We start from the raw sequence: 13446 nt of genomic DNA on the forward strand, positions 1-13446 counted from the left end.
CTCGCCGAGGAGCCGCACAGCGATGATGGCGCAAGTTAATCGGGCCGAGTAGCGCTCTCCCGCACAGCCGGTCCCGAGCCAAGCACGCAATCGTCGCTGGAGCAAGCTATGGCCCATTAACAAGCCCAATACCGGACCTATGTGGACGGGCTGCTAGCGTCGGGAGTGTGCGCGGCGTCTACTCTCGTGGGTGATGGATGAGCCGAACGTCATTGGGCCCCCCCGGCCCCAGGAGGGCGGTGTAGAGCTCGCCGCGAATGTTGTATTGCTTTTCCGGCTGCGCCGCGTCCGGCAAGAGGCCCCAGCGGCCGAGCTTCGAACGCATCGTGTCCGAGGCGGGTTGGGTGCCGTGCGAAAAATTCTCGGGAACAGCGAATGATGCAGCATAAATTTCGCGGGCCGCCGGGGATGTCCTGTCAGCCCTGGAGGACGCCGGGGCGGCTTGCTGCATCGAACGTCCAAGCAGCGCTGGTGAGACTCGATTCGCTGGCTGTGCGCTGGGCTGCGGAACGTATTCCTGTCGAGATCCGAGAGGAATGGCAGGGCCTGGCGCATTGAGTGGGGTGCTTGGCCTCATCGCCGCCGCGGGCACGAATAGCGCCGTGTAGCGGTCATTGTGAACGATAAAGCTGTTTGGTCGGCTGTCCTGACTCGGCGGGATGCCGCTACCGTCAAGCGCAGCCGACGCGTGCTGGTTGCCCTGCCTGAAGTTGAAGGGATGGACAACCGCTCCTAAATTCAGGGTCTGCTCATGGCGCGCGGTTGGCTCGAGAGACGATGATGGGCCGGCGTCTTGCACCATCGCCCACAGCTGATCCTGATCGTAACCTTCCTCAGGAAGGATCAATGGTGAACCGACCGCTGGCCCGAAAGGCGACGGTGCGCCGGCGTTTTCCATCAGCACACGAGCCATTGAATTGCCCGGCTCGCTCAGCTGGCGCTCAATGGCATCCAGTTCCGCATGGCTTAGCGTCCTCTGCCTCTTCGCAGGCCTCAACTGCCCGCTGTAATCCTCACCCATGAGGGGCGCGTGACTTGAAAGGGGGGCGCTCCCGGTCAGCTCGTTCGGAGCCGGCTGGTAGCCGTCGCTCCAGTTGAAGTGACGAACGGCTTCTCCGAGATCCGGTGCTTGGTGATCGTGCGCGGTTGGCTTGAGAGACGATGCTAGGACGGATTCGCCGATCATCCCTCGCAGCGAATCCTGATCGTGACCTTCCGCAGTCAGCTCGCTCGGCCAACTCGAAGCCTCCCGCGCGTTGTGCTGCGCAGCGACGTGCCCGACGCCTCTGGTGACTGCGTCTTCGGGATGAGGACCGCTGGCCCCAAGTTCCAACGCCTCGGTAAGTCTACGGTCTTCGTCAGGCAGATGAGGATAGTAGCGATCTGGAGAAACAGGAACCCCTGCGACGGCAGTGGTATCAAGCTGCGGGACTTCATCCAAGTACGGCTCAAACTCCGCTTGCTGCTGTTGCGGTTGTGTCACCGCGTCGTTGTAAGCAGCCCGGTCGAATGGGTTGATGCTGTTAAATGGGTCCATATCCCCTCCCTTTGGGTCGGTTCGCAATCCTGAGCAGATCCGCTCTCTGTTCTCCCTCTATTAGGATCAGCTGTCGACAAGCTGACGCGCTTGGAGACTTGAGTGAGCCAAAATGGCCAATCCGACTGCCACACTCACCCGAGGCACGCGCCAAGGATCGCCGGATTGCATTTTTCCGAAACACTGGCTGGGTGAGTCGGAGCTGGCACCAACAGATTCTATTTCGTGGAGTAGCATCATAGGGCCTACTAAAGTGTGTACTGAGCTGCGAAGTGTTCTGGACGATGCGTCTGGATGGTGCCCGAACCGAGGCGGACCCCTCCGATGAAGGCATGCCTTGCCAAGAAGGTCTTAATTCTGGCGGCAGAGGGTGAATCGGATCCCGGCCATCTTGGCGCGTGTCGCGGTGGGACAGTGCAGGAATCCTTTGCGGCTGCGACCGATCTGAAGGAGGACGCGACGTGCGACATGTGCGGTCGCCAGGAGGGGCTTGAATTGATGCACTCGCAAGGCATCATCCATCGAAACCCCGGTCATGGTTGGTTCGTCGCGCGGCGAAGTGAATATGTCAGCGCCACGGTTGCGCCGGGCGCTCTCGGCAAATCGTCGCTCATCATTACCGAAATGCTCTCGATGGTCTCAGGCCAGGCGTTACTCGGCACGGCTTCAGAGCAGCTTCGCGTCTGGCACTTCAACCTCGAAGACCCTGCCATGGAAACGACGCGCCGCATACAAACCACCGCTAAGCAGTTTGAACTCTCTGAACATCATCTTGGTGATCGGCTGTTTGTCGATCACGGCCGCGAACGCCCCCTCGTCATCGCCAAAACGGAAGGCCGCGACACCGTGATCTGCACGCCAGTCGTGGACGCGCTGATTGCAGAGATCGAAGAGCGCGGCATCGACGTGGTGATCGTCGATCCGTTCATTTCGTCGCATAAGGTTCCGGAGAACGACAATAACGCCATCGACATGGTGGTGAAGGAATGGGACAAAGTCGCCGACAAGGGCAATTGCGCCGTTGAGTTGGTCCACCACGTTCGGAAGGGCGAGCAGGAGGTTACGGTGCAGAGCGCGCGCGGCGGCGTCGCGCTGACGGACGGTTGCCGCTCCGCCCGCGTGCTCAATAGCATGACCGAAGCTGAAGCTAAGAACGCAGGCGTCGATCATCATGGATTGTATTTCTCAGCCTATGCCGACAAGGCCAACCTAACCGAGCCAGCCGACAAGCGGGATTGGTTTGAGCTGGTTTCGGTCGATCTCGACAACAACCCGTTGAGCCGGGTCAGCGGCAATCCGTTCGATCATCTGAAGGGCGACGATATCGGCGTTGCGACGCGCTGGGAGCGGCCTGACCTGCTGGCCGGGGTTACGGCGTCGGATTTTGAGCGGTGCGCGCTGGCGATCAAGCAGGGCCAGTGGCGGGCCGACCAACGGGCGGACGGCTGGGTTGGCATCGCAGTCGCGAAAACGCTGGGTCTCAGCCTTACCGACAAGCAGGACCGGGCTAAAGTCGTGGCGCTGCTCAAGACATGGCGCGAGACGGGCGCCTTGGTCGAGGTCGAGCGGCCTGATGAGCGCCGCAAGCCGAAGAAGTTCATTGAGGTGGCCGACGACGACTAGGGGCGCTGGCTGCTCCAGTTGACCGGAGCAGAACCGGAGCGACTGGCGCACCTGATCTGCTCCGCTCCAGTTAAATCCCTTTAGGGATTAACTGGAAGTGGAGCAACAGATCGGGGGCTGGATGACTGGAGCAGATTGGGCGTCGGAACGAGAAATCAATATAGGGGCGCGCGCCGCACCTTGGCTGGCCGAGACAGGATGCCGTTTCTCGCCCCCTGAAGTGCCAAAATTGATCCAAAAATCGCTTGAAGGCATTCATCGTTTGATATTCAGTTGGCCTACCAAGAACTGGAGGGCCATCATGGAACTGGTAACGGTACATTTTGACGATCCCGCCTTAGCGAGTTCGATCTGCATTGCTGTCGAGAGCGCCGCTCCAAACGCGTCGATCCATCATTTTACCGGCGGACTGAAGCCTGAAGCGCCCCCGGCGGCGGCAGGCGACTTCGATCCGCAGTTGATTGAGCGGCTGGTAAAGATCGTTCAAACCGTGCCTAAGCACATCCGACTTGGCCTGCTGTACGGAGACGACTCATGCAGCATGTCTCACGGCGACGCGCGGTACAGCATTCGGCCAGAGACCATCGCCCTTTCGCGCAGGCTCAAACCCCTCTTCCCACATCTCGCCTCGCCCATTGACGCGCTGGTTGTGCGACGGCGCGAGTACTTTTTTGAAGGAAGCTACAAGGGCATCCGATACATTCCGACCCCGCTCGGAGTGGCGGTGCGCGAGGCCTTGAAGGCTCAAGAGGTCGCGTAATCACATTCGCCGAATGCAAGTCAAAAGAAACGGGGCCGGTCTCCCGGCCCCGTATACCTTATCGAAGGTGAACCCTGACTGCCGAAAGCAGCAGCAGGAAAATCACCGGGTCAACTTCAACATGAAGCCAGATCATCGGATTGCTTTCCATGTCAGGCTCATAGCCACGAGCAGTTAAGACCGTGGTGGTGCACTCACCCTCGCTGACGTCCATCTGCGCAAACGGACGGTTTTGTCTTTCGCTGGCGCTGCTCTTGGCGTGGTTGGCGTGCGGGCTGTTCGAGCTTATCCACTCACTGCTGGACGAAGGGGCCTAGCTGGCAGGACCCGTACCGCGATCGGTCCCTCTCGCCGCGAAGGACATGAATGCGGCACGTACGATCCAAGATGCGACCAGCACTCCAATCGAGATAGCAACGGCAAAGTACCAAGGTTGGTAGAAAAGGGCACGACCATCAGAATAAGCGTTGCCAGCGTCAGGAGCTGGCTCTCTGCCATGTAGCTTGCAAAGTTGTGCATAATCGTTTCCCCCAGTTAGCGACTATGAGCTTCGCTGAACGCCAGAAGCGAGGCAACTGGTAGTCTGCGCGTCCGGTCGTCTTTGCCTTGTCAGGACACTTCATGACCCTTGAATTGATGCCTCGACTGGCTCAACTGACGAAGGTCCACGGCGCAATTTTGGACGCCGAAGACCTTGTGATCCAGTGCGCCACGAATGCCGTACAGCGCGCCGATCTGAAGATGCCTGTCTTGGATGCGCTGAAGCTCTTTGAATGGCTTTCGCGACTTCCTTATTCGATCACGTTGGACCCGAACGAATGTTTCGTAACGTACGATTACATGCCGCTATTGGCTCAACTCACCAAAGCCCACGGCATGGTCCTTCACGGCAGTGAGGTAATAGTTCAATGCGCGACCGCGACGGCGGGGTGGGCCGATGTAATGATGCCGGTGGAGGAGGCGCTCAAACTGCGTGGAGTACTTGCGACGATGCTGGATGCGTTCGCAACTCCAAAGAAGGCAAGCGTCGGACGGCACGAGCACGTTCTACGTTTCCCTCGACCAATCAGTTTGGTTGCTATTCTGGAGATTAAGAGATTTCATTATCGTGCCAATCGATACATGCAGGCTCTCAGCCGAGAGGAATTGGAGCAACGACTGCATGATGTAATAGCAAACGTTATCACGCTCGGTGATGACGGGAAATACACCTTGATAAAGCCAAGGCGGGATGGAATGCATTCGCCGACCCGCAATATTGATTTCCTGTCTCTCTATACTGAATTGGCCGAGGAATTTCTCATTCGCGGATTACTTGACGGTGAGAAATCAGCTAACCCGCCGGAAAAAATCAGGCGCTTAGCCGACGAAAGCTGGTGTCGTAGGGCGGATTGGGTGGATGCTTCCCAGTATTCTCGCGAAAGCTATTTTAATGCGCCAAAGATGCTCTTCAAATTTGGAAAGGCCGAGCACATGCGCGCCCTGTATGAAAGAGGCGAACTGCTTGTCCGGCCTGCCTCATATTTCGCAGGCGCCGAGGGCTTAGCACGTCAGGACAATGAACTGACGATGAGTTGGTATCGTGACGGGCGAAAGCTAGAGTTTTCTACTAGCGATTATTATTGTTGGTGCTGCGCTTCCGTTTACGACTATCGCTTGTTTATGGATTTCCAGAGCGACGCTTGTGTGGCAATAAATGACCTCGACAGCTTCATCGAGAGATTTGCGAAAGCAGTGGCGGCACAGGTGTCAGGCGTGGAACGCGTGCGTCTCATACCGGCGTACTACTACGACCCGCTTTCAGTTTCAGATGACCCGGTCGAATTCGCTGCCGTTCAAGATGAAGCAATCCAGTGCGCGAAGCACTTTCGGTTTGCATATCAGTGGGAATTCCGAGTTGTCATCACGCGGTCCACTCCCGCTCCCATGCAAGCATTCAAGCTTGATATGGGGTCGCTGCGGGACATCGCGGAGTTGGTCGTTGCGCCGGGTTCATGAGCGCCGAAACGGCAAGGAGTAATTGTGAAGCCAGAATATTTCCTGAGCGTGGTTGTCGGCCGAAATATTGATTTGCTCAGGGAGAAACCCGGTCGGCTGGCCTCGGCCGTGAACATCTTGCTTACGCTCGATGCATTTGTCGGAATTCTTCATGCAGCCTTGGTGGCCGCTGGCGTGTCCGTACCGGATAAAGACGATGAGTTTCGGGACGTTCTTGCAGCGCAAAATGAGGATTATCGCATCGTTCGCGATGCCGTGTTCGCAATTAAGCATGGTCAGTTAACTGGCAGAAAATCGCGGATTGTCACAAACTCCAAACAGATGGCGATTTACGGAGCTGTTTTTGAAGAAGCCGTTTTTCAGGACGGGGTTTTCGAAATGGGCGCAGCTCGCATTGAAGTTGACAGCACGAGCGTTGACGTGGTGGAAGTCGCCGAGCGTGTGATCACATTCCTGTATGAAATTCTAGAGCAGACAAGCGGCGGACAGCGCCAATAGTCGCTTTTGAAATGATTTAATCGAAGGGGAGAGTTGGTCCTATGCAGCAATTGGACACGAAAGCGAAACGTAGCGAGTTTCAGCAAAAGGCAGATAAACGCGCTCGTCACCATGCACCTCAAATCGAAGAGATCGTGCCGATCGTGATCGAGGCTGTCTACGAATTTGCTGATCCGGGGAGTGGAAGGCTAGCCGGACGTAGCGGCTGGGCGGCGTTTGGGGGCCGTCGCGTGTGGGGCGGCTACAAAAATAAGAAAATCGAGTTTCGCGAGGAAAATCGCCTCGGCCGCGCCGTTGCGCGGTTTGATAATGGTTCCTCAAAGAGCGAGGTGGAGCGACAAGTTCGCGGTTTTCGACGCCGAAAGTGAGGGCGGTGTTCGGACGAGGAGAGAAAACCTCATGCGTCCAATGGTGTAGGTCGGCTACAAATGTCCGAATAGCCATTGTAATGTTGCGCGGCCGACACCCTTCCAAGCTAAAGGCCCGTCGCTTGAATTGGGCCACCGGGACCGTCGCAAAAATCGTCGATAGCGCGTCGTCGAGGCCATGACGGATATCTCAGCGCCTCGTTATCCTGGAAGCCACGCAGAAGGGCGATCTCGACATAACGGAATGGCTAGAGTGGTTTCTCGATTGCCTTGATCGCGCCTTCGATCGCGCCGACGTCATTCTTGGATCGGTTCTCAGGAAGGCCCGCTTCTGGAAGAAGCATGCCGATCAAAGCTTCAATGACCGCCAGCGCACCATGATCGAGCGTCTGTTTGAGGGCTTCGAGGGCAAGCTCAACTCATCAAAGTGGGCCAAGCTGACCAAGTCCTCATAGGACACTGCCCTACGCGACATCGAAGACCTCGTTGCCAAGGGGATACTCGTGAAAGACCCTGCTGGCGGCCGTAGCACGACCTATTCGCTCTTGGATGGAGATGCGTGATAGACGGACGGAACTGGCCTCCGGCGATACAGCTATTTGTGCCCGTGAACTAAGGGCGCAAAGAGATTTGCCAGATCAGTATCACTAAACTTGTCGGGCTCTTGCGTGCTTTGGAATTCGAAAGGCACTATGACCTTCAAGCGTGTTCGAAACGGATACGTATTGGGTGCCAAGGAGACACTTGAAGTGTCCGTGACATGTTCGAGCGCGTCATCAAACGGTTTCAGGCGGCTCTCAGCAGGTAACGAGCTTTTCCACCACAACTCTCGCCGTCCCGATTGTTGGTGCAAGCCCTGGTTTCCAGTCGGGGGAGGCTTGGGGGGCTCTGCCGTTGCTCAAGCTGCTTCCGGAGGTGGACGGAAAATCCAAGTCCGATGACCCCTTTACAATCGGTGGGCTTCCAAAAGCTCCTCAAACGACAGCGTGTTGGGCTGGGGCGGGGGGTGGTTCCAGGGGCGGCAGCACAGCCACGCCGTGGCGTTTGGCGGGGCTGGTTGCAGGCCTGGATGAGCAGGATGGGGAATGCCAAGAAATGCTGGGGGCGCCGCCGAGGTATCGGCCATTAGCCGTTGTGGAACAGGCTGCATAATGAATAACATATTGATTTCGCTTGCTATTTTCTACAAAACCTTGGAGGGGTGCTTGCGGGTCGGTCCGTTAATCTTGGCTCTCGTTCGAGCTGTCCGCCCCGTTGCCCGGGCTTATGGGAACTGCTAACTTGAACGGATAGGGAACATACCCCGTCCAAGGGGATTGGTGAGTAGCTGGATTTTTAAGGGTAGATGCCCTATTTTCCGTCCTGAGAAGTAGGTACTGGTCGAGAGCCATGAGCGTCCGGATCAACCGGGAATACGTGAACGACACCGCGAAGCTGATCATGCATCGGCTTATCGCGCGGCAGATCGGTCGCGACCCGTCGCTGGTCGAAAGGGCCAAGGATTCTTTGGCCCATAACTCGCAACGTTTCGAAGGCTACACTTTCGTTCGCGAGTGGTCGGACATGCTCGGCTTTCCTCCATCTACGGTACGCCGCCGTCTGACGAGCCGCGACGAAGAGATGACGCGTTTGCGTCTGTCCTCACCTTTCGTTTTGGCGGAAGGTATCAATTTTGAGGACGACACTCTGCGCCGTCGTATCTGGAAGGCGGCGAAGCGGATTGCAGAGAGATCTGCGATCCATCAGACCGCGGCACTTCCGCGGATGGCGGCGTGACACAAAACTCGTTTGTTCGAACTATTGAAGATCTTGTCGAGACAGTCAGGGTGATCGCCCGGCTGTTTAAAACCGACAAGGTCTTCATCATTGGCAGCCAGAGCATCTTGCTTTCATGGCCTGATGCGCCCGTCGTCCTGCGCACTTCTGGTGAGATCGACGCCTATCCGGAAAACGCGAAAATATGGGAAATCCAGCAGAAGGAGCTGGATCCCGAAGATGATCCCGAGGCCTCAGAAGAGATCAATGCTCTCTACGGCGAGGGCTCTACATTCCATCGGGAGCACGGCTTCTATATCGACGGTGTCGACGAGAATACCGCACGGCTTCCTGGGGATTGGAATAAACGCGCGATTACCAAAACTGTCGATGTTGACGACAGGAAGGTTCTTGCCGTCGCACCATGTCCTGAAGACATTATTGTATCCAAGCTCGCTCGCTTGTCGGAAAAGGACAAGGAGTTCGTGGAGGGTTACCATAAGGCGCGGCCATTCAATCGCGATCTCGTCGTTGAGCGTATCAAGGCGACAAAGCTGGAGGCCGAACTTCAGGAACGAGCCATAAGCTTCGTACGCGGCCTTCCGGACGAGCCCAAAGCAGACGCTGCAGCAAGCAATTCGCCGGGATCCTAGCGGCCGTGGCTGCGATCCTACATGTTGCGGCAAACCTCTCGGCTGCGTCTAACGATCCTCGCGCAAGGGCTGAGGAGCTCCTCGCCGGGCACTCGCTGAAGCGGCCCGGCGGCAAGCCGCCGCCGCTATCACTGCCGCGTCAGACGGGTGCCACAAGAGTCCGGTCTTGTCGCTGCACTCGGCCCGCGTGTCCCTCCGCTTTCGCCGAGGGTCGCTATGCTCACGCGGCCCGGGTGCCATTTCGCTGCGGCGATGCGCTGCGCGCACGACGACCAGTTATGGGATGTCAGGTGTTGACCCGCTTGCGGTTCATCTTTGCGGCGCGCTCTTCTTCTGGGTAATTCTCGCGAAAATGCGATCGCGCTCGATGCGCCGGAAGGGAAGAGGCAGGAAATCGTCCTGCTGGAAAAAGAGAGATCTAATAAATTTGTGTCAGAAGTTCTCTTATATTTCTGACACCGGAGCGTGAGCCATGACCCACCTGAGCACCCGGATTTTGGAAGCCACCAAAGAATTGCCCGAAGGCGCGCCGATCGCTGCCAAGGCGCTTTTGCATCTTGGAAAGCGTGCCGCCGTCGATCAAGCTCTGTCGCGTCTTCGAGCGAGGAAGACTTCTGCGCGCGAGACGAGGGATATATTTGCGTCCAGTTGAAAGCCGTTTCGGAATTAGAGCCCCGTCAGTCGAGAAAGTCGTCGAGGAAATCAAGGTTCGCAGCGGCGAAATCATCGTTTCCAGCGGCGCGGTGGCGGCCAATCATCTTGGTTTGACGACGCAAGTACCTGTCCGTCAGGTTTATCTGACCTCTGGTCCTTCCCGCAGGCTCCGCCTTGGTAAGCAAGTCGTGGAGCTCAGGCATGCACCGCGTTGGCAGCTTGCCCTGGCGAACCGACGTGCAGGTGATGTAGTGCGTGCGCTTGCCTGGGTGGGACCACAGACGGCAGAACGAGCGTTGAGATCCGTCAGTCAGAAATTGACCCTGACCGAACTGAAGGAGCTGAAGTCCGCTGCTTCTTCCTTTCCGACTTGGCTTGCCAAGCCGGTAAGCGAACTCCGTGTCGGATAGAGTTCTAAACCTGGCTGGCGCCGAGCGCCAAGAGGCGCTCGGCGTTGCCGCGTCCAACTCAGGTCGTCCGGCACATCTTACTCGAAAAGGATGTCTGGGTTGTCTGGTGCCTGAACGCACTCTTTTCTCGCCTTTGGGCGAACATCTTGTCTTCAAAGGCGAAACTTCGCTATCAAAGGCTTACGGTGCGATCCGCCGTTTTTCGACATTCGGACGATAACCTTTCGAGGCAAGCGCCTGAGCGGGAGGTCAGCCTAGGCCGTCGAGACGCCGGCGCGCCGGAGCTACAGGCTATCCACGTGCCAATCGATCGCACGGGCTGTTTCATAGGCGTGCCCCTGACCCCGATCTCCCATCTTCACCGTCGACGGGTCGAGGTTGCGAAAGAAGAACACGACCTTGCCGGCTGTGTCGTTTGCATACACGCCCTTGTCGGGGATTGGCTTGGATAGCCACTTGCCCTGTTTCGTCGTCGATACGTTGGTCGCATTCCCAGGTTCGCCGGACTGCCAGGTGCTATCTGCGGCGAATAAATTAATCCAGTACCTATCTGGATCGCCATCAATGGCTTTCCCGCTCAGGCTTATGTTTGGCATTGTTGCTGCTTCTCCTCTAGGTAAATCGTTCTAGGCAATGACGGGAGTGGAGGGCGTGTACGGCGTGCCGTGTTCAGACGTTCTCTTTCGAGGTCGTTTTGCGGGGAAGGAATCCATCTCTTCCGACGGGGCCGGCGCGACCGTAGCGCGCGAAAAGGCGAACGACAGAATTGAACTCATAGGCTCGAATGTACTCCCAAAGCGCGGCACGCCCCTCATTGGAGAGATGATTGATCCTGTCACCGGGTTGCGGGATTTCGCCGAGCAGGACCAGCCAATACGAGAAGAGCTCGCCGAAGCCGATGGTCCCGATAACGTCGTAGCGAATGAGATGTTCGATCCGCTCCAGCCAGAGTAAAAAGTTATCGAAAGCGGAGCGGACGGCCAGATTTTGGTCCGTGAATGTTTTCTTTTCGATTTCTTCAGTTGGCTTCCAGTGGACGGCGAGCGCGGTGGGCAGGTCACGGACGTCGAAGGTCTGGCCCTTCAGCGTGTCTTCCTTCCAAAACTGGGCGTTGCCGTAGTCCAAAAGGCGCATGACGAAACGCACGTCCCCATCTTCGAAGAATTCCTTTGTTTGGTCGGATGCCGCCAGCGCGCGATCGCGCTGCCGGGTCAAGTTCGCCTGCTCACTATTCATCCGATACTGATAGAGGCCGAAGGCAAAACCGGCCGCGGTCAAAGCCAGACCTATCAGTGCTGCTGCATTCGAGTCGGGCATAGCAGGGTCCTCAATGGTGAACGCTAGTGAGCTGTGTCGCCTTTCCCGCTCCCCTTGTAGGCTTTCGTCCCTAGGTAAGTCGCGTGACTGATCAGCAGCACCGACGTGAAGGCACCTCCGGGGTCGGGCAGGCTCTGGATTCCAGTCAGCAGCACGTCTGGTGCGATTCCGCGGAGTTGCTCGACGAGCATCGCGAAATAGCCCAGGACCAGGGTGACGGTGAGCACGACATTCTGCAGCCGGGAAATATCGACGTCGCCCGAGTCGGCCACGTGTTCACCCACGAAGACGTCGGCAAGAGACGCCATCGTCGGGTCCGAACGGACTTCGACGGCCGAAGAGTCACTCGACCCCGTCAGCAGGCCACGATCGGACTGGTCGTTACTGTTCTTTGGCCTCCCACCGATCGTCGTGATCTGATCCGACGGCGAGCCGGCCATTCCGAATGCCTTCGTATTCAGGATTAACGCGGAGATCATCGGTGAGGCAAAGGCGATCCCGAGTGCGGCGGCGATGGATGCCGGGACCTGTGGGAACGTACCTGGTCCGCCAAGGCCAACATTGAAAAGCGCCGCGGTGGCGAAGCCGCCAAGTGCAACGATGGTCCAGAGCGTCACCTGCGCCCGCGCCAGGGATACGCGGTTACGCTCGTCGACCCAGATGCCGACCATGCGCCCCTTGGTCCCCAGGCCGAGCGCGATGGCGAGTCCGGCAATACCGAGGGTCATCGCCAGAAATTGCACGATGATCGACCGCGTGCCGGGAGTGTCTCGCAGTCCGAGAAGCGCATTCGCGATGCCGGACCAAATGGACGTATTCGGCGTGACCGCGATAATGCCGGCATCGACTGCGCTACGCACCACAAGTTCGCACGACAACGTCGCGTCCGTTGCGGCCGCGCCATCTGTTTCTGGCGGCTTCTTCGACGGTGAAGCAGCATTTGTGTCCGGCGCGGAAGGCCCATGGTCGAGGCAGCTCCGGATCGTAGCGAGAGCCATTCCGACCTTCGGTCCGTACGGAACGATCGGCTGGGCGGGAGCGGCCGGCGCAGGCGATGGGGCGGCCGGCGGCACTTGAGCGGCCGGTGGGGCGGCCGGCGGAGGCGCGGCAGGGGCAACTGCGGCTGGCTTCACGTACTTGCCGCCGGCATCAAGGAAGCTGCAAACGCTCCGCTTCCAGTTGGGAAGCAGAGCTGCATCCGAGATGCAATTGTCGGCCAGCTTGTCGAGCACACGGTACTGGATGTCGAGATTTCGGAGTTGGCTCCCTGCATTGCCGTCGCTCTGTCCCGACCATATGGCCGAGATGCCACCGAAAACGAAGATCAAGGCCGCGATCGAACCGAGCCACCATGCGGCTATCCTCACCGGCTTGGGAACGCTCCATGATCGCGGCGCCAGGCCAGTTAGGCTATACGACGAGGTGAGGCCAAGTTTGCCGGGAGCCTCTTCGCTCGTTCCATAGAGGCGGTACGTCAGGCCTGATTTGTCCTCGAATTCGAGGCCCTCGGTTGTGCCGGTCTTGTAGATCCAGTCGGGCGGCGTGCCGACGTCCTTCGATGGCGCGCCATTTCGGTCGATCTGCCAGAGCGTTGCTTGCTTGGGCAATGCGACGGCACCGTCGTAGCGGTTCTGCGAGATCTTTTCGGCAACGGCCTTCATGATCGTGTAGTTCGCCGCTTCGTCGGCAGACAGCATGTTGCCGGCGATTTTCATTTGATCCTGAAGCCCGTTCCAGCGCGCAGTTACTGCAATGCCGGCGACGACCGACCAGAGGCGTTCCAACGATTTTGCTGAGTCCGTTCCCTTTGCGGTCAATCCGCTCGTTTCTCCCAAAATAATTTTGGCGAGCCTTTCCACGTCCCCCTCAACCA

Annotated in this window: 11 protein-coding genes and 2 pseudogenes; 9 read left to right on the forward strand and 4 right to left on the reverse strand. The window is 58.0% G+C overall.

Annotation, left to right across the window (positions count from 1 at the left end):
- Positions 1-178: 178 nt before the first annotated feature.
- Positions 179-1537, reverse strand: a complete 1359-nt coding sequence (locus tag ACTEK7_RS33965; RefSeq protein WP_225130101.1) for a hypothetical protein — start codon at positions 1535-1537, stop codon at positions 179-181.
- Positions 1538-1861: 324 nt separating this feature from the next.
- Between ACTEK7_RS33965 and ACTEK7_RS33970 the strand changes: the two genes are divergently transcribed.
- From ACTEK7_RS33970 to ACTEK7_RS34010, 9 genes and pseudogenes are all read left to right on the forward strand, one after another.
- On the forward strand, positions 1862-3160 hold the full coding sequence (locus tag ACTEK7_RS33970) for an AAA family ATPase (protein WP_225130099.1): 1299 nt from the start codon (positions 1862-1864) through the stop codon (positions 3158-3160).
- Between the two features lie 97 nt (positions 3161-3257).
- Entirely contained in the window at positions 3258-3920 is a 663-nt protein-coding gene (locus ACTEK7_RS33975) for a hypothetical protein (protein WP_225130098.1), read from the forward strand.
- 621 nt (positions 3921-4541) lie between these two features.
- Complete coding sequence (locus ACTEK7_RS33980; protein ID WP_225130096.1) at positions 4542-5918, forward strand: hypothetical protein; 1377 nt, start codon at positions 4542-4544, stop codon at positions 5916-5918.
- Positions 5919-5942: 24 nt separating this feature from the next.
- Positions 5943-6416, forward strand: coding sequence for a hypothetical protein (locus tag ACTEK7_RS33985; RefSeq protein WP_225130094.1), 474 nt, complete (start codon positions 5943-5945; stop codon positions 6414-6416).
- Between the two features lie 41 nt (positions 6417-6457).
- Positions 6458-6784 carry a hypothetical protein gene (locus ACTEK7_RS33990; RefSeq protein ID WP_225130092.1) on the forward strand — a complete coding sequence of 109 codons (327 nt, stop codon included), beginning with the start codon at positions 6458-6460 and terminating at the stop codon, positions 6782-6784.
- A 1389-nt stretch (positions 6785-8173) separates the two neighbouring features.
- Positions 8174-8560 (forward strand): hypothetical protein, encoded by a 387-nt coding sequence (locus ACTEK7_RS33995; RefSeq protein WP_225130090.1) that lies wholly within the window; start codon positions 8174-8176, stop codon positions 8558-8560.
- Positions 8557-9192, forward strand: a complete 636-nt coding sequence (locus ACTEK7_RS34000; RefSeq protein WP_225130089.1) for a DUF6036 family nucleotidyltransferase — start codon at positions 8557-8559, stop codon at positions 9190-9192. The genes ACTEK7_RS33995 and ACTEK7_RS34000 overlap by 4 nt, the downstream gene beginning before the upstream one ends.
- 472 nt (positions 9193-9664) lie before the next feature.
- Positions 9665-10256: pseudogene (locus tag ACTEK7_RS34005) on the forward strand (DUF6088 family protein).
- A pseudogene (locus ACTEK7_RS34010) lies at positions 10246-10461 on the forward strand (nucleotidyl transferase AbiEii/AbiGii toxin family protein); the annotation flags it as partial. The pseudogenes ACTEK7_RS34005 and ACTEK7_RS34010, both read left to right, overlap by 11 nt.
- A gap of 79 nt (positions 10462-10540) precedes the next feature.
- Here ACTEK7_RS34010 and ACTEK7_RS34015 read toward each other — a convergent pair.
- The 3 genes from ACTEK7_RS34015 to ACTEK7_RS34025 form a co-directional block, all read right to left on the reverse strand.
- On the reverse strand, positions 10541-10852 hold the full coding sequence (locus ACTEK7_RS34015; protein WP_225130087.1) for a hypothetical protein: 312 nt from the start codon (positions 10850-10852) through the stop codon (positions 10541-10543).
- A 73-nt stretch (positions 10853-10925) separates the two neighbouring features.
- Positions 10926-11573 (reverse strand): hypothetical protein, encoded by a 648-nt coding sequence (locus tag ACTEK7_RS34020; protein ID WP_225130085.1) that lies wholly within the window; start codon positions 11571-11573, stop codon positions 10926-10928.
- Positions 11574-11596: 23 nt separating this feature from the next.
- The gene (locus tag ACTEK7_RS34025; RefSeq protein WP_225130083.1) at positions 11597-13432 is read right to left on the reverse strand and encodes a hypothetical protein; all 1836 of its coding nucleotides are present in this window, start codon (positions 13430-13432) and stop codon (positions 11597-11599) included.
- Positions 13433-13446: the final 14 nt, after the last annotated feature.

The sequence above is a fragment of the Bradyrhizobium sp. JHI2711 genome, assembly GCF_056156565.1.